We start from the raw sequence: 17,947 nt of genomic DNA on the forward strand, positions 1-17,947 counted from the left end.
AAAAGGAACCTCTATGGGGATTAAACGAACCTGGCTGGGACTCAGCGCAGCGCTGCTTTCCACGCTGACGTACGGGCAAACTAAAGACAACGCATTGCCTGACACACTACAGTACAATGATGTGTTCAACATCGAATATGCCTCATCTCCCTTTTTTGGTCAGGACGATGAAACGCTGTATTACGTGCGTCGCAGCATGGATATCATGTCTGACAGAACATTGTCTTCACTATGGCAAATCGACCTGGACGGCAACGCCCATCGGCCGTTCCTTACTGATAAAGGCAACATCTATCAGCCTGTTCTCTCCCCCGATGGCACCAAACTGGCTTTTGTCAGCGACCACGGCGGCAGCGCGCAATTGTACGTCCACTATATGGACAGTGGGTTGCAGGCGAAGCTGACTAACCTGCAGGAAGGCCCGTCGAATATTGTTTGGTCTCCCGATAGCGAACAACTTGCATTCACTGCCTTCACCCCCGCACAGCCTGAAACGCTTTTTAAAGGAATGCCAGGCAAACCGGAAGGCGCGAAATGGGCCGAGACAGCGAAATATATCGAGCGCACAGAATACCGCTCAGATGGTGCCGGTTACCTTCGGGATGGCCATAGCCAGATTTATATTCTACCTGTAGCCGGTGGTACGGCGCGACAACTGACCACCGGGGATTATCCTAACAGTGGCAATCTGAGTTTCTCCGGTGACGGCAAGTGGATTTATTTTGCCGGCGATCGCGCTGAAAACTACGCCCTTCACCCATTGCGTTCAGATGTATTTCGGGTGAACACCACCAGTCGTAAGGTTGAACAGGTAACAACCGTTGAAGGTCCGGAGGGCAATCCAAAGGTCAGTCCCGATGGTAAATACCTGGCATTCACACAGCTTAACGATCGCAAGAAGTCTTATCAAAATAGCGATCTGGTTATCATGAAACTGCCATCCGGTAACATGACGCGCCTCACCAGCGACCTGGATCGAAGCATTGGTGCGTTTGAATGGGCAGATGACAGTCGCTCTCTGGTATTTGCTTATCAGGATAAAGGCCAGACCCGACTTGCCCGTACCAGTTTGAAAGGAAAAGTCAGTAAGCTTGATGTCACAATTGGCGGGCAGTCGCTTGGCAGACCCTATACCTCTGGTGAGTTTGCACTGGCCAGCGACGGGACAATTGCTTACACCACCGACGACCCGCTGCGCCCGGCTGATTTAGCCGTAGCAGATAAAAAGGGTAAAAGTACCGTACTGACGCAACTTAACGAAGATGCGTTCGGCCACCTGAATCTGGCTAATGTTGAAAGCCTGCCAGTCAAAGCGTCGGTAGATGATCGTGATATTGATGCCTGGATTGCCTATCCACCCAATTACGACAAAAATAAGTCCTACCCGATGATTCTTGAAATCCACGGTGGCCCGCACGCGGCGTATGGTCCGCATTTTTCCATGGAAATTCAGCTCATGGCGGCCAATGGTTACGTTGTCGTCTGGTCAAATCCTCGCGGGAGCTCATCTTACGGTGAAGAATTTGGCAATCTTATCCATCATAATTATCCCTCCGACGACTATCAGGATCTGATGGACGTGGTAGATGCTGCTGTAGCAAAAGGCAATATCGACAAAGATAATCTGTTTATTACCGGTGGCTCCGGTGGCGGTGTACTGACAGCCTGGTCAATTGGTAAAACGGATCGCTTCTCTGCGGCGGTGGTTGCCAAGCCGGTTATTAACTGGATGAGCTTTGCGCTGACAGCTGATGCCTATCCTTACTTTTCTCAGTATTGGATGCCGGGTAAGCCATGGGAAGTCGCAGATCATCTGTGGGAGCACTCGCCGCTGTCGTTAGTGGGCAACGTAAAAACGCCTACATTACTGCTAACCGGTGAGTCTGATTACCGCACGCCAATCAGTGAGTCGGAGCAGTTTTATCAGGCGCTTCGATTACAGGGTGTAGAGTCTGCTATGGTAAGAATCCCCGGCGCCTCGCACGGTATTGCTGCGAAGCCATCCAGACTGATTCAGAAAGTCGGTAATATTCTGGCATGGTTTGAACGATATCGTTCAGATAAGCGCTCCGATAAGTCTGAATAAATTAAAGGTACAAAAAAGCGGGCATCTAGCCCGCTTTCTTTATGTCTGCCTGAAAAGCAACGTTATTTAATTACACCGCAAAGCGCACGGGCGCCGCCTCCACCGAGTTTTTCAGGTGAGTCTGAATAGTTGTCGCCACCAGCATGCACCATCAGAGCACGGTCTTCTATGTCGCTCATAGAAAGGCGTGTCGCAATCACCGGATGTTTAGCGTCGCCGTCTTCACCGACGTAAAGTAGCGGTAGATCACCCATGTGGCTGTTATCAGACCATGGATAACCGTGTGAATCCGTTTTTTCCGGGTCGTAATGGCTGCCAGCAGCACCGGCGGGCGTTTCATCACCGTTTTTCATTGCACTTTCACACGAAGGATTTTCATGTACGTGAAAGCCGTGACCGCCGGGCTCCAGTCCTGTCAGGGAAGGCGTAAACACCAGACCATCGTCATGCTCTTCAATCGTAACCGTCCCCATCTTCTCACCGGATTCGGGGTCCATCATCTCGATAGTTTTCGCATCAGACATTGCCTGCGCGCTCAGTGCAGCCAGTGTAAACGGAAGTGCTGTTAAAAATCTTTTCATCATAAAAATACCCATGTCGCTAGAGAAGTTGACCCGACTGCTGTAACGGGTGTGAAGAAATACTGACTCTGCTTATTGGTACAAGAACGGGCGGACGAAAAGATCAATGCGGTCGGGTTACCCATTGTATAACCCGACCCTTAGAACATTTAACGGGATGGATTCATCGCGCGGTTAATATCTACCAGCGCTTCTGCATTTTCGTAATATTGCGGCGTCAGTCTGCGTTGCGATACCTGTTCGTACGCGTAGGCGTAAGAAAGAACATTGGCATCCTGCAGGTTACTGCCGATAAAGGACAGCCCGACAGGTAAGGCGTGCACACCACCCATGGGAACTGTAGTATGCGGATAACCTGCTCGTGCAGCAGCAGAGCCATATCCCGGCCAGCCACCTGGCCACACGTCACCGTTGATGGGATCGACCCGTGGTGCGATAACGCCGGTTGGTGCTACTAAAACATCGACATCTTCGTTAGCCAGCAACGCATCAATGTTTTTACGGCTGATCTGCTGTACCTGCCTGACGCTTTCCCGGTAACCGTCGCTGTCCAGAGAGTCCATGTCCTGTGATGCAACAAAAATGCTTTGATCGAATAATGCCAGTTCATCACTGGCATGCGCTTCATTATACGCAATCAATGCTTCCAGCGAGCGGGGCTCAACCTGTTCAGATGCAGTAGAGGCGAGGTAATCGTTTATGCCCGATTTGAATTCGTATTTAAGCAGGTCGTAAGCCATCTTACCGAAATTATCCGGCGTCTGAGGCTCTTCATTTATATCTACCAGCACCGCACCTGCCGCTTCCAGGTCTTTTAGAGCGCGATCAAAAAGTGCCTGAATACGGGCATCTGAGCCGGTAGCAAAGCGCAGTACGCCAACCCTGACGCCCTCCAGCGCGTCGTCATTTAACCGACTTGTATAGTCTGTCTGCGGAGTTTCTGTCGCCATTGCATTCATCATCATTGCAGCACCAGTGACAGTTTTGGTCATCGGGCCGGCTGTATCCTGAGAATGAGAAATTGGCACAATAAAGTCCTGCGGCACAATGCCGACACTGGGCTTAAACCCTACAATGCCGTTAACTGTGGAAGGGCAGGTGATAGATCCATTGGTTTCTGTACCGACAGTTGCTGCAGCCAAAGATGCCGCCATCGCAGCGCCGGATCCGGAGCTTGAGCCGCAGGGGTTCCTGTCCAACATGTGAGGATTTCTCACCTGACCACCCAGCGCAGACCAGCCGCTCATGGAGTGTTCGGAGCGAAAGTTAGCCCACTGGCTTAAGTTCGTCTTACCAAGAATAATAGCCCCCTGTGCACGCAGACCGGCAACCAGCGGACTGTCCCGTCCGGTTACATTATTTTGCAGCGCCAGAGCGCCGGCCGTGGTTGGCATCGCATCTTTGGATTCGATGTTATCCTTAAGCAGTACGGGGACACCATGTAAAGGCCCCAGAATCTGACCGACCTCGCGCTGCTCGTCCAGCGCTGTGGCAATATCTAATGCATCGGGATTAAGCGTCAGCACACTATTTAAGCCCGGGCCACGTTTATCTACCGCGTCAATTCTTGCAAGATACTGGGCCACCAGCTCCCGAGATGTCACCGTCCCATCCGCCAGCGCCTCGGATATCTGTGGAAGTGTCATTGCTAATGCGCGGGAGGGCTGATAATCAGTAGCTACCGGCTCTGCAGGAACTGATTCTGCGGTACGATTTGAAGAGGTACACCCACTGAGTATTCCCACGGTTAGTGCTGCTACAACTAATGCAGTCTTTGTTGATTTTGCCTTCATGGTATCTCCCTGTTTTTGTTATAACTTAAGGAATGCCTGTTCAAATAGCAAACACCTGTTCAGCCGCATGTGTGCTGATCATTGTTTAACACCTCTGGTGATGAGGCCGTCGCGGGCCGAAGCCGTCTTAAAAGGCAATATTGTTGACGATGACTTTACTCTTTTGCAGGCAAAAAAAAGCCAGCAAAAGCTGGCTATGTTTTATTTAGCTGGCGAAAGCTGAAGCAGCTTGCCTTTGGGTGCATCGGTAAGCACGTAGATAAGCCCGTCAGGACCGACCTCAACATCGCGAATACGCTCACCGCGATCTTTTAAGTATTCGTGCTGTTCACCGGGTTTGTCACCTTCCATTTCAATGCGTCGCAAGTGGGTAAACTTAAGCGCACCTACCAGCAAATCGCCCTGCCAGTCAGCAAAAGCAGACTTGTCGTAAAAGGCCATACCGCTGGGTGCGATGGAGGGATCCCAGTAAATCACCGGTTGCTCCATACCTTTCTGCTCAGTTTTTTCAGAAATGATACTGTCGTCATAATCAATACCGTAGGTAATGACCGGCCAGCCATAATTGGCGCCTTTGGACAGCTTGTTGACCTCATCACCACCTTGCGGACCATGTTCCATTGCCCAGACGTCGCCGGTTTTCGGGTGTACCGTTAACCCCTGGACATTTCGATGGCCATAGGTGAACACCTCAGGCGCCTGCCCATCAACAAATGGATTATCCTCAGGCACCGCGCCATCCGGGCGTATTCTGACGATTTTCCCCAAATGGTTATCAGTGTTTTGCGCTTCATCCATATACTTATAGCGATCACCTAATGTGATATATAAGTTCTTGTCGGCATCAAACGCTAAGCGGCAGCCAAAGTGAAACCCGTTATCCACCAGAGGCTCTGCCACGAACAATGTTGTGACACCTTCCAGCGCATTATCCTTCAGTGTTGCTTTAGCAACAGAGCTACTGTTGCCGCCCTCGCCTTTACGGCTGTAGCAAAAGTAGATTGTCTGATTAGAGGCATAATCAGGATCTGCCAAAATGTCCAGCATTCCTCCCTGATTAACCGCTTCTACAGCAGGGGTATTCGCAACAGGTTCGCTCAACCCGTTCTCAAATGAGAAGCGGCGAATACTGCCTTTTCGCTCGGTCAGCAATAAATCACCGTCAGGCAGAAAAGTCATCCCCCAGGGATTGGCAAGTTTGGTCGCCAGTTCTTTAACCTGAATATTGTCTGAAGCCTGCGCGCTGGCGCCGGCAACCAAAAAAAGACCCGGCAGCAAGGCTGCCAGGCTTTTTGCAATAGTTGTTTTTTTCATGGTTGTTTTTATTAGCTGGAAGTTTGTGCTCGCAGCATCCACGCCGTCTTTTCGTGAATGCGCATACGGTCTGAAATTAGTGCGATAGAGGATTCATCATCAGCTTCCTGCGCCATTTTGAGCGCTTCGCGACTGGTTTTAACCACCTGCTCATGGCCATGGCACAGCAGTTGAACCATCTCTGTTGCTTCTGGTACGCCTTCAACCTCTTCTATGGAGCTGAGCTCTGAAAATGCTTTATAAGTGCCTGGTGCGACTACGCCCAGTGTGCGGATACGCTCAGCAATATCGTCTACAGCCTCTGCCAATTCTGTATAGTGCTCTTCAAACATTAAATGCAGGGTACGAAATTGCGGTCCCGACACATTCCAGTGAAAATTGTGGGTTTGCAAATAAAGCGTATAAGAATCTGCCAGCAGCTTTTTCAGCCCTTCTGCCACACTGTTTCTATCTGCTTCAGAAATACCAATATCAATCTTGCTCATCATTCGCTCCTTTATCAGTTTTTGCGATGAATTTAAGACTTTTGCATCTGTGTTCTAGATACTGATAAGAACAGGTTTTGGATTACCGGAGTAAGTATACAGGCTCAGTGGTGATCATGCTGCGACTTTGCCTTATCGTGTTCGGCTGGATGTACCTGGAATGTCTGGCTGACCGGTGGGCGATTACCCAAAAGAAATGTCACATCTACCGTCATTTTCACGGTTAAGGGTTTATTAAGTCCGGTGAGCATGATGTGTTTTCCGCCCGCTTCAAACCTGACTGTCTGACCAGCATTAAGCGTTAGCTTATGCAAGGGCCGCATACTGACTATCTCATCGTCTACCACTGTTTCATGCAAGCTAGCTCCTTTGGCGATGGTACTGCTTACAGAGATCCCCGTCACTACAACTGGCTCATCGCTGGTATTTGTCAGGGTAAAATAGCCGGCAGCAGAATTAGCCATGGGGAATGTTGCTGATAAATAGCTGTCAGATATTGCGATTTGAGATGGTTGCTGAGCCATACAGGCAAAGCTACTACACAGAATTAACAAAATAGAAAGTTGACGCCACATAAGCATAAGTCATTCTATGGATTGAATAATCCATATTACAACGGGCGAAATAAGAAGCAAGAAAGAATGGTGCCGACTGCCGGAATCGAACTGGCGACCTACTGATTACAAGTCAGTTGCTCTACCAACTGAGCTAAGTCGGCACACAAGAGGTGCATCAACTGACCAATTCAGGCCAGCTAACGGATGCGTATTTTAGTCAGACGTGGCAACTTGTCAATACCCGGCAGCTACCACATGCTGATTATTTGAACGTAAGCAGTCTGTCTGCTTCTTTTTCGAGCTCCGGAAAGTACTCGGTGGGCACATAGCCAGACAATTTGTGCAGTTTTTCGCCCAGCTGTGCATAGCTGTCTGCGGTGACATTAATATGCCCCATTTTACGCTTTTCTCTTACCGACTTACCGTACCAGTGTAAGTGACACCCTGGAATACTGAGCAAATCTCTGGAAAACGTGCTGCAGCCAATAACATTTATCATCGCCGAAGGTGACAACGCACGGGTGTCGCCTAGCGGCAGCCCGACCAGCGCGCGCAAGTGATTTTCAAACTGACTGGTATGGGCACCACTGAGGCTCCAGTGCCCCGAGTTATGAACGCGTGGCGCCAGTTCATTAACCAACAGCTCTTCACCGCACTGGAACATTTCTACGGCCAGCACACCCACATACTGCATGCCTTCTGCCAGTGTGGTAAATATTTGCTGTGCCTGCTCCGCTAACGCTTCACTTACCTGGCTGGCTGGCGCAACAGAGACATGCAACTGACCGTTATGATGAAGATTTTCGGCCAAAGGATAGACCTTAATTTCTCCGCTTCGACTGCGCACACCAATTAGCGACAGTTCGCGCTCGAATTGCAGCATTTTCTCGACAACCAGTGGAACGGCTTCCAGATCCAGCCCTGACAGAGCGTCTTTGATGCTTTCTAACTGGCTGGCGTCTTTCAGGCGCCACTGACCGTAACCATCATAACCATCGCGACTCGCTTTAATAATCAGCTTATCGCCGAGTGTTTTGACGCAATCGTCCAACTGGTCCAGATGTGTAACGATTCTGTGCGGGCAATTGGGTATGCTGAACCTTTCCAGCAAATGTTTTTCACGAACGCGGTCCGCCCCCACCAGTATCGCATCCATAGACGGCATAAGCTTATCTGTTTTGGCAGCCTGTTCGAGTAAACGCTCAGGCACATGCTCAAATTCAACCGTTAGCGCATCGGAAGACTCGATGGCCTGAACCAGATTCTGTTCAAGCGGTCGCTTACTGACCGGGTGCACAACAGTGTCATCTTTAACGTCCACCGCCTGTACATCAATACCCAGTGGAACGCCTGCCAAATACATCATTTGCGCCAGCTGACCGGCGCCATACACGAGTACTCTCATTCGTCCAGCTCCAGATCCGCGTTTTGCAACACGGTGTCTGTCTGGTTCTGACGAAACGCGATAATCGCGTCCTTCACAGCGTTATCCTGCAAAGCAACAACCTGCGCGGCCAAAAGTCCGGCATTAGCTGCGCCAGCCTCACCGATCGCCAGTGTCCCCACTGCAACACCTTTTGGCATTTGCACAATCGATAACAGTGAATCCAGGCCGTTCAGTGCCTTTGATTTTACCGGGCAACCAAATACGGGTAAGTGGGTATGCGCAGCAATCATGCCCGGCAGGTGCGCCGCACCACCAGCGCCGGCGATAATACAGCTAAAACCTTCATCAGCTGCTGACTCAGCAAACTCTACCAGCAAATTAGGGGTGCGATGGGCCGAGACCACACGAGCCTCAAATTCCACACCAAATGCTTTTAACATCTTCGCAGCCTGCTGCATGGTAGGCCAATCGGATGTAGAACCCATAACAATTGCGACTTTAGCCATGTAAATGCTTCTCCACTGGATTTTGACCATCGTGCGTAGACGTGCCGGCTTCAGATAACCGGTGTCCCGAAAAGGCGCAAGATTGTAGCGTAAAAAGCCAACAATGCCCATAACCTAACAAGCAGGAAACTGAACCACATGGCCGGTATTTTAATACAAAGCTATCAAAATGAACTGCTTAGCGTGCGTTTAGAAACTGCCTGATTAGCTCGCAAATATAAGATTTTTTTGCTTTGTGATGTACTAAATATTCAGGTTTCTGCACTCGTGCATAGCACCTTCTGCGTGAATTAACGTAAGAGTAGTAATTATTATAATTTTCCCGAAAACGGGATGGAAACGCAGTGTCGGACGCTAAAACTTGCCGGGCGGGTTTTGCGACATGTTTTAACTGAGGCGAACGATGAGTTTGAAAAAGACCGTACAACAGCTAAACCACGTTGTTACCAACTTCTACAGGAGCGAATCTTCTGCGGGTATCGTATTGATGGCTGCCACGGCGCTTGCGCTGTTTGTAGCTAACTCCCCGCTTGAATATTGGTATAACCAACTAATCGAAGTACCGGTAGTTATTGCAGCCGGTGACTGGGGCATCGAAAAACCTCTGTTACTGTGGATAAACGATGGTCTGATGGCAGTGTTTTTCTTTCATGTCGGGCTTGAGTTAAAAAGGGAAGTTTGCGAGGGCGAGCTATCCAATCCCAAGGAGATCGTCTTGCCCGCTGCTGGCGCTGTGGGCGGTATGGCTATTCCTGCTTTAATTTATGTCTGGATTAACTGGGGCGATAGTCAGGCAATGTCCGGTTGGGCGATTCCTGCTGCCACAGATATTGCCTTCGCGTTAGGCGTGCTGGCTTTACTGGGCAGTCGCGTACCGGCCAGTCTCAAAGTATTTCTGGTAACACTGGCCATTATTGATGACATTGGTGCCATCGTTATTATTGCGCTGTTTTATACCAGCAACATTACCGAAACCGCACTGTATATTGCAGCAGGATGTCTCATTGTATTGTGGATGATGAACCGCCGTAATGTGGTAGATTTACCCTCATACATACTTGTAGGCCTGGTGCTGTGGGTGGCACTACTTAAATCAGGTGTGCATGCCACACTTGCCGGTGTTGTACTGGCAGCGTTTATTCCTATGCGTAGCCATAATGACCCCTCACATTCACCGGTAACCAAGCTCGAACATGAGCTGAGTGCATCGGTTAGTTTTGCTATTTTACCTATTTTTGCGTTTGCCAATGCCGGCATTAATTTTGGGGCTATTCGTCCGGAAGGCATATTTCATCCGGTGACATTCGGCATATTTCTGGGTCTGACTGTGGGCAAACAGCTCGGTGTATTTACCTTTTGCTGGATTGTTGTAAAACTTGGGCTGGCAAAGTTGCCCGCTGACCTGAAGTTCCGTCATATTTATGGCTGTTCTTTGTTGTGCGGGATTGGCTTTACCATGAGTTTGTTTATCGGGGCACTGGCTTTTGAGCAATCAGGCGTCAATCGCATGTTCGATGAACGGGTAGGCATTTTGGCCGGTTCACTGGTCTCGGCTATCGCCGGATACATTGTACTGTATGTCATAGGCCGGGGTAAGGCTGAGGAAGCGGCGCAAAATGCTGAAAATGTGAATGAGCCAGAAGTAATTACCGAACCTGACTCTAACCAGCGATAAACTGACTCAGCGCAGCGATTAGTCGCTCACGCTTAATCGGCTTGGATAAATGCAAGTTCATGCCTGCCGCCAGGCAGGCATCACGGTCTTCGTTAAAGGCATTTGCGGTCAGGGCGATAACGGGCGTGTTTTGATTCGGGCCGGGTTCGCTGCGCAAGCTACGGGTGGTTTCAAAACCGTCTTTAACCGGCATCTGACAATCCATTAAAATAACATCAAACTTGCGCTTTGCGAGTACCCTGAGGGCCGTTTCACCTTCGGCCACCCGCATGCTTTTAGCGCCAAAATGACTGAGCATATCAATCACTATCTGGGCGTTAACATCGTTGTCTTCTACAACCAGAATCATTGCGTTTGGTTTGATAGTAGCGGCAACTGGTGACACCTGCCCCTGTTGCGGCTCAGCTGAGACATTCAAGGGCAGATGTACGGTGAATGTGGCACCCTGCCCCGGCTGGCTATTTACAGTAATCATGCCGTTGAGAAGTTTAACCAGCTTCTGTGTAATGGCTAATCCCAGTCCTGTACCACCGTAATGCCTAGTGGTAGATGCATCCGCCTGTTCAAATTCATTGAATATCTGTTGCTGATTGTCCTCGCTTATCCCGATACCAGTATCAGAAACAGTGAGCGTAAGCATGTTTTCATTGAAAGCGGCCTGAAGGGTCACCGTCCCCTCAGAGGTAAACTTAATGGCGTTGCTCAGTAAGTTATTAAGAATCTGGCTGATTTTGCCGGGATCGCCGTTCACGTACGCCGGAATTTTGCCCAGGTTCGCCATTAACCGGTTAGATCTTTGCCGCGCGGATTGCTGATAAGTTGCAAGTGCATTGTTAAGTAAGTCAGGCAGATTAAAGTTAACCGACTCTGTGGTCATCTTGCCCGCTTCAATTTTTGATAAGTCCAGAATTGCATCCAGAATCATCAGAAGCTGCGATGCCGACTGGGCAATCGTATTTACCCGCCTGTGCGTAACCTCGTCCAGGGACTGTTGCAGCAGATTATCGCAATTGCCAATAATTCCATTCATCGGGGTTCGGATTTCATGACTCATATTTGCCAGAAACTCCGTTTTCGCCTTACTGGCCTTTTGCGCCTCCAGTAAGGCATCTTCCAACGAGTTTGTTTTCTCTTTTACGCGGCTTTCCAGTGATGTATTCAGCTCTTCAAGTTGATTATTCAGCTGTTGATGTCGCTGATTAGCAGATGCCAGCTTACCAAATGCATAGCGCAGGCGTTGCTGGAGCTGGGAGAACGCTTCATCAAGCGCGCTGATTTCCTGCAGGTAAAGTCGACTGTCGTGGTCTATGCCCAGTGTTCCATCCATCGCCGGATTAAGATTTTTAAAGTGTTCAGCAAGGTTTTTAAGCGGACCTGCCAATAACCAGGCAATACCAAAGCCGGCTATAATGCCTAAGAGACACACCACGATAAGCAGTGCTAGCGCCCGAAGCATATATTCGCCGATAAGGCGTTCGTACCACATAACATCGTAGTACAGACTTACTTTCCAGTTGTTAGTCGCCAAAGGCTCAGTTTCATTCAGCCAGATTTTGCTATTTAACTGAAAAAGGCCCGCGCAGTACTGCTCCTGACACACATCAAATTGCGGCAAACTCATTGGCGCCAGGCCAAGCGCTGGCGAAGCATAAATCACTTTATCGTTAGCATCCTGAATGAGCATAGCAAAGCCGGGAATATTCTGCGCATCAAAATAAGCAAAGCTTTGCAAAGACAGCGAGCCTTCCAGAATGCCCCTGAATTGCTTCTGCTCATCTATCACCGGTGCGGATATAGCCACGATGATATCGTCGCCAAACCCTCTTCCCTTAAATACTTCAGAAATAAACGGCGCATTCGACGATTCAACCGCAGCGAAGTACTGACGCTGTTTAACATTAGTCAGGCCCACCTTATTCGCCCGTTGCAACACGCTTCGGGGAAATGCATGGGTTATCTCTCCGTTTCCATCAGCGATCAGCAGGGTCAGGAAGTCCGGGTTTGCCTGTGCCAGCAGCGGCAGTAGTTGAGCCTGGTTGTCTGTCTGTGAGGAGAGAATGCCAGCATTTTGAATAATTGCTGCCCGGTGCCTTGCAATAAAGCTATCCAGTTGTTCTGAAAGAACCTGTGTGCGCTGGCGCATGTACAGTTCGATATCACTCATCTGATCAACCTGCACACTATTAATGTGCAAATAGTTAACGACAAGATTGCCGGTAAAAAATACAGCCGCGAAAAAATAAGTAAGAAGAGGGCTAAACGAGACAGGCTGCATACCCGACAGGGGTCTGACCGCGAACACTGTAAGATAAATCAAATGGCCGCAAACCACGGCCGTTATTCCTGACAGCCAGGTGACCACAGCAGAAGTCAGCGCCACTACAAATATCTGCTCATGCAAAATATACTGGATGAACAGCAGTGCAGGTAATGCAACAAGGGACCAGCCAAGGCCAGCCACCATCAGTATCCTGAAATGCCCTTTTTTATAGCACGTCAGGCTGGCAATAACAGGTTGAAGGCTGAGTATGAGCAAAGACAGATAGTTATCATAGCGCCACCACAAGGGCGCAAATATAACCGCAATAAGAGGAACAGAAACCCGCGAAGGAAAAAGCAGTGCCGAAGCAATGGCAAAGATACCACCAAAGGTGGCTACACCTTCGGTGATAATAGGTTCTGGTAAAAAATTTACCACGGCGCCGAGAATAGCCAATGCTACTGCAACAACAACTGACTGCACGCTATCCTCAAAAAATTACGCCATATAAACTTAACCCTAGTTACTTTTATTCATATAGTCTATTGTCATTTTGGTTAATAGACTTACGCCTAATTTCATGCCTTTATCATCAACATAAAACTCTGGCGTATGGTGAGCCGGTGATTCTTCAACCGAAACGTCTAATGGTTTGCCACCTACCCAAAGATATAAACCCGGGACTTCTTCCTGAAAGAAAGAGAAATCCTCAGCGCCGGTAACCGGCTTGGACAACAAAACATTTTCTTTTCCGGCAGCTTCCTGAATAGTTGGCAGCATACGAGCAGTCAGATCGGGATCGTTGAAGGTAATCGGATAACTATAATCCAGCGGCAGTGTCAGCTCGGCTTTTGCGCCCATACTATCAGCAATGCCCTTTACCTTGCGCTCCATCGCTTCATAGATATGTTCTCTGGCTTCTTTACTCAGCGTTCGGATAGTCCCTACCAATTCAACGTCTTCAGGGATAATATTGGAACGGTTCCCGCCATGAATTGAGCCAACTGAAACCACAGCAGCACTATCAATAACTTTGATTTCTCGGCTAACGATGGTCTGTAAAGACATGACCATTTGTGCTGCGGTTACAATAGGATCGACGCTTTTCCACGGATATGCGCCGTGTGCCTGCTTGCCCTTGATAACAATTTTAAACGGATCAACAGCGGCCATTGCCCCTTCCGGTGTATAGCGCACTTTGCCAATATCCGTGTTGGCATTAATGTGAAGCCCGAAGATGACATCTACATCCGGCGATTTAAGAACACCTTCTTTTACCATAACCTCAGCACCGCCTTTCTCTCCCGGAGGTGCGCCTTCTTCAGCGGGCTGGAAGATAAATTTTACCTTACCGCGCAGCTGATCTTTCATCTGGGTCAGCACTTCGGCAGCGCCCATCAGCATTGCCATGTGCGTATCATGCCCACAGGCGTGCATGACCGGAACGGTATTACCATCAAATTCACCGGTTTTGGTTGATTTCCAGGGTAAATCATTACGTTCTTTAACGGGCAGTCCGTCCATGTCGGCACGTAATGCCACGGTAGGCCCTGGCTTGCCACTATCCAGCACGGCTACTACACCCGTTTTGGCGACTTCAGTGGTTATTTCAACATCCAGCGTTTTCAGGTATTCAGTGATGTATTTAGCGGTTTCAAACTCACGGTTCGATAGCTCAGGGTTTTCGTGAAAATGATGACGCCATTCAATGACCTGTGGCTCAACATTATCAACCAGTTCATCAACGCTTTGTGCTGATGCCGTGCCAAAGGCCAGCCCAAGTGCCAGTCCCAGAAGTGTTTTTTTCATGTGCGTTCCCCGTTTTATATTTTCTTTACAGTATCAAAAATAATCAGCGCCGGGGAATAAAGATCATTTGTGCTGTTTTTAGCAGGCATAAAAAAAGCGCACCGAAGTGCGCTTTTTTCGAAAGAAAGGGTGTTAGCTTTTCTGTCGTTTCATTGCACCAAAGAATTCATCATTGGTTTTTGTCATCGAAAGCTTGTTGATGAGGAACTCCATCGCATCAATCTCAGACATCTCGTGCACAATCTTGCGCAGGATCCACATCTTCTGCAGTTCATCCTGGCTGGTCAGCAATTCTTCACGACGCGTACCTGAGCGATTGAAATCGATGGCCGGGAATACACGTTTTTCAGCAATCTTACGATTCAGATGCAGTTCCATGTTTCCGGTACCTTTAAACTCTTCATAGATGACTTCGTCCATCTTAGAGCCGGTATCAATCAGGGCCGTTGCAATGATAGTCAGACTTCCGCCTTCTTCTACATTACGTGCGGCACCAAAGAAGCGCTTGGGCTTGTGCAGCGCATTGGCATCCACACCACCTGTCAGTACCTTGCCGGACGACGGAATCACTGTGTTATAGGCACGGGCCAGACGAGTGATTGAATCAAGCAGAATAACCACGTCTTTTTTGTGCTCAACAAGACGCTTGGCTTTCTCGATAACCATCTCAGCAACCTGAACGTGGCGGCTGGCTGGCTCATCAAACGTCGATGCAACTACTTCACCCTGAACCAGGCGGTGCATCTCAGTAACTTCTTCCGGGCGCTCGTCAATAAGCAGTACCATCAGTTCGCATTCTGGCTGGTTCGCCGCAATAGATTGCGCAATATTTTGCAGCAATAACGTCTTACCGGCTTTAGGCGGTGCGACAATCAGGCCGCGCTGCCCCTTACCAATCGGTGACGCCAGGTCAAGAACACGTGCAGTGATATCTTCCGTTGACCCGTTACCACGCTCCATACGAAGACGTGATGCGGCATGCAATGGGGTAAGGTTTTCAAAAAGGATTTTATTGCGGGAGTTTTCAGGCTTGTCGAAGTTTACTTCGCGAATTTTTAACAGGGCAAAATATCGCTCACTGTCTTTTGGTGGCCTGATTTTTCCGGCGATGGTATCACCGGTACGCAAATTGAAACGTCGTATCTGGCTGGGAGAGACATAAATGTCATCAGGACCGGCTAAATACGAAGAGTCTGCCGAGCGAAGAAATCCAAAACCATCCTGTAGAATCTCCAGAACGCCGTCACCAAAAATATCTTCACCGCTTTTGGCATGGGCTTTCAGAATTGAGAAAATGATGTCTTGTTTTCTGGCTCGCGCCATGTTTTCCAGGCCCATTTTTTCGGCCAGGTTAACCAACTCGCTGATTGGTTTGTTCTTTAGTTCAGTTAAATTCATACTGGTGGGTCTTTGTGTGTACTTGGACTTCGCTTACAGACTACTCGGTCGCTTATTCATTATTAGAAAAGGTTTTGTATACCCAGATACGGGCTAGCAGAACGCTGCTCAGATGAGAGCTACCAAAACGTTAGCACCATAATGGAAGCTCGTCCAGCGTTTTACCGCGGAACTGTTAAAAAAGATCGAATTTTTATCGTTTAAACCTTATGTTTAGCTAATATAGCGCGGTTTTTTGTCACGCTATTAATAAAATTTCCCTGCATTACCGGTCGACACCGCCACTTTTTACGTTCACCAACGACAGCGGGTTGCGCCAGTGTAAAACGGTTTTTGCCCGCGCGCTTTGAGCTGTACATTGCCATATCTGCTTCATGAATCATTTCGTCAAGAGACTGGCCATCCATACTGTATCGCCAGGTGGCGCCGACGCTGACCGTCACGCGGCTAACCACATTTTCACTATACGCCAGTTGAATCTTTGCCACGCTGTTGACGATATCCTCTGCTATTCGGCGTACGCCTTTTTCACCGGTACGTGGCAGCATGACCAGAAACTCCTCGCCACCAAACCGGATTACTGTATCGCCCGGTCGCTTACAGTTAGCACTGACTGCCTGGGCGACAGCTTTAAGGCAGCGGTCGCCGTGTTCATGCCCGAAGGTATCGTTAAGCTTTTTGAAATCATCAATATCTAACAAGATAATTCCCAGTTCTCTTTCTTCACGAGCCAGGTCGCCGGCTATACGCAAAGCTTCATTGTGCATAAAGTTGCGATTTTTTACCCCAGTCAGAGCGTCGTGCATGAGAAGCTTCTCCATCGTTTTTAGTTGCAGATAATTTTTAAGATGATTGCGTGAGCGGTGAATCAGGGTGGCCGGCACAGGGTTGACCACAAAATCGGTGGCACCGGCCTGCCAACAACGCTCCTGAATGGCATCGCTGATATTGTTGGTGACCATAATGACAGGCATATCGCTGCAGTCTTTGCGCTGACGAAGTGTCTGGCACAACGTCAGGCCGCTTTCATCATCCATATCCAGTGCAATGAGCACCAAGTCAGGTGACACACCTGCATCAAAAAATGCGCTAACATCCTGCGTACTATCCACTGCAGCAACAGTAAAGTGCTGACTTAAAACCCGGCACAGCGCTTCGCGTTGATGAGCATTATCATCAACCACCAGCACCCGGCACTGCTCAAATGACTTTACTAAGCGCATGGTCAGTGTCCTTTTGTCAGGTGAACCGCAGACTCAACCTTATTGCTACCTTCCGGTCGGCTAAACAATGAAGCCAGGCTTTTTATTTTTCCCTGACCTCGCAGCAAGCTGGCTTTGAGATAAAAGTGCAGCTTTTCACGGGTTGTGAAGGTGAAGTTGCCATCTTTGTTATACCGGTGCAGCTTGCTGGCTTGCTTAAGATTATCGGTAGCTTTGCAGCTTTCAGTATTCACAGAGCGCGTTGTTTGGTTTGCGCGGCCGGCGTTTCTGGTATTCATTTGCTCTGGCGAACGTTCAGCGTAGTGTCTGCATACCGGTGCTTTGCGATAGCTTTTGTCAGCCCACAACGGCATACAGGCAGTGATATTTTCAGGCCATTTCTGGCATGGGTCGTTTTTGAAAAAGCGCGCCTCGCGCCAGTTTATCCGATAAAAGCGACGGCGCTCTGTCACTGTCTGACGGGTATCTTCCAAACCATGATGACGCTGATCTTCGTCTGTGAAATAGAAGTTTGCCAGCCACACATCCATGCGGTTTTTATCGGCGCGAAGCGCTTTTTCAAGCAAGGGCCGTGGTGAGGTATGCAGCAACTCATTAGCATTGACGATGTACCACCAGTCGTTCTCATCGTACAGATGGTGGTACATATTATATATCCGGTTTCTAAGCTGCGGCCGATAGGCCTCGTCGCTGCGAACGGCAATCACAATCTGTTTAAACCGGACTGCCATGTTCTGCACAATTTCCCAGGTGCCGTCATCAGAATGATTGTCAAAAAGATAAATGCGGTGGCAAAACTTCATGGCATTCAATAAGGTTTCTTCAATAATGTCAGCTTCATTTTTAACGACACAGATCGCATTGATTTTCATT

The 17,947-nt window shown here is 48.9% G+C and carries 14 protein-coding genes and 1 tRNA gene; 2 read left to right on the forward strand and 13 right to left on the reverse strand.

Translation table 11 applies throughout. The features are described 5' to 3' along the window. Positions 1–13 precede the first annotated feature (13 nt). Entirely contained in the window at positions 14–2,086 is a 2,073-nt protein-coding gene (locus tag FBQ74_RS15190) for a S9 family peptidase (protein ID WP_139757464.1), read from the forward strand. A gap of 62 nt (positions 2,087–2,148) precedes the next feature. Here the strand turns inward: FBQ74_RS15190 and sodC are convergent, their stop codons facing one another. The 8 genes from sodC to purE form a co-directional block, all read right to left on the reverse strand. Further along, positions 2,149–2,667, reverse strand: a complete 519-nt coding sequence (gene sodC, locus FBQ74_RS15195) for a superoxide dismutase family protein (protein ID WP_139757995.1) — start codon at positions 2,665–2,667, stop codon at positions 2,149–2,151. Between the two features lie 149 nt (positions 2,668–2,816). After that, the gene (locus tag FBQ74_RS15200) at positions 2,817–4,460 is read right to left on the reverse strand and encodes an amidase (protein WP_139757465.1); all 1,644 of its coding nucleotides are present in this window, start codon (positions 4,458–4,460) and stop codon (positions 2,817–2,819) included. A gap of 201 nt (positions 4,461–4,661) precedes the next feature. Then, a complete protein-coding gene (locus tag FBQ74_RS15205) occupies positions 4,662–5,774 on the reverse strand; it encodes a PQQ-dependent sugar dehydrogenase (protein ID WP_139757466.1) in 1,113 nt (370 codons plus the stop codon). An 11-nt stretch (positions 5,775–5,785) separates the two neighbouring features. After that, positions 5,786–6,259: a Dps family protein gene (locus FBQ74_RS15210; protein WP_139757996.1), complete on the reverse strand. Its 474-nt coding sequence runs from the start codon at positions 6,257–6,259 to the stop codon at positions 5,786–5,788. A gap of 104 nt (positions 6,260–6,363) precedes the next feature. Continuing rightward, positions 6,364–6,783: a copper chaperone PCu(A)C gene (locus FBQ74_RS15215; RefSeq protein WP_168190685.1), complete on the reverse strand. Its 420-nt coding sequence runs from the start codon at positions 6,781–6,783 to the stop codon at positions 6,364–6,366. Positions 6,784–6,901: 118 nt separating this feature from the next. Beyond that, positions 6,902–6,977: transfer RNA gene (locus FBQ74_RS15220), tRNA-Thr, on the reverse strand. Between the two features lie 101 nt (positions 6,978–7,078). After that, entirely contained in the window at positions 7,079–8,221 is a 1,143-nt protein-coding gene (locus FBQ74_RS15225) for a 5-(carboxyamino)imidazole ribonucleotide synthase (protein ID WP_139757468.1), read from the reverse strand. After that, positions 8,218–8,709 carry a 5-(carboxyamino)imidazole ribonucleotide mutase gene (gene purE, locus FBQ74_RS15230; protein WP_139757469.1) on the reverse strand — a complete coding sequence of 164 codons (492 nt, stop codon included), beginning with the start codon at positions 8,707–8,709 and terminating at the stop codon, positions 8,218–8,220. Before purE ends, FBQ74_RS15225 begins: the two co-directional genes overlap by 4 nt. Positions 8,710–9,112: 403 nt before the next feature. Here purE and nhaA point away from each other — a divergent pair, with 403 nt between their 5' ends. Further along, positions 9,113–10,384, forward strand: coding sequence for a Na+/H+ antiporter NhaA (gene nhaA, locus FBQ74_RS15235; RefSeq protein WP_139757470.1), 1,272 nt, complete (start codon positions 9,113–9,115; stop codon positions 10,382–10,384). Here nhaA and FBQ74_RS15240 read toward each other — a convergent pair. From FBQ74_RS15240 to FBQ74_RS15260, 5 genes are all read right to left on the reverse strand, one after another. Continuing rightward, positions 10,371–13,127 (reverse strand): ATP-binding protein, encoded by a 2,757-nt coding sequence (locus FBQ74_RS15240; RefSeq protein ID WP_139757471.1) that lies wholly within the window; start codon positions 13,125–13,127, stop codon positions 10,371–10,373. The genes nhaA and FBQ74_RS15240 overlap by 14 nt on opposite strands. A gap of 36 nt (positions 13,128–13,163) precedes the next feature. Then, entirely contained in the window at positions 13,164–14,453 is a 1,290-nt protein-coding gene (locus tag FBQ74_RS15245) for an amidohydrolase (protein WP_139757472.1), read from the reverse strand. Positions 14,454–14,585: 132 nt separating this feature from the next. Continuing rightward, entirely contained in the window at positions 14,586–15,851 is a 1,266-nt protein-coding gene (rho, locus tag FBQ74_RS15250; protein ID WP_139757473.1) for a transcription termination factor Rho, read from the reverse strand. Between the two features lie 200 nt (positions 15,852–16,051). Beyond that, positions 16,052–17,074 (reverse strand): GGDEF domain-containing response regulator, encoded by a 1,023-nt coding sequence (locus FBQ74_RS15255; RefSeq protein ID WP_139757474.1) that lies wholly within the window; start codon positions 17,072–17,074, stop codon positions 16,052–16,054. Between the two features lie 2 nt (positions 17,075–17,076). Next, positions 17,077–17,946 (reverse strand): glycosyltransferase family 2 protein, encoded by an 870-nt coding sequence (locus FBQ74_RS15260; RefSeq protein ID WP_139757475.1) that lies wholly within the window; start codon positions 17,944–17,946, stop codon positions 17,077–17,079. Position 17,947: the final 1 nt, after the last annotated feature.

The sequence above is a fragment of the Salinimonas iocasae genome (genome assembly GCF_006228385.1).
Lineage (GTDB): Bacteria > Pseudomonadota > Gammaproteobacteria > Enterobacterales > Alteromonadaceae > Alteromonas > Alteromonas iocasae.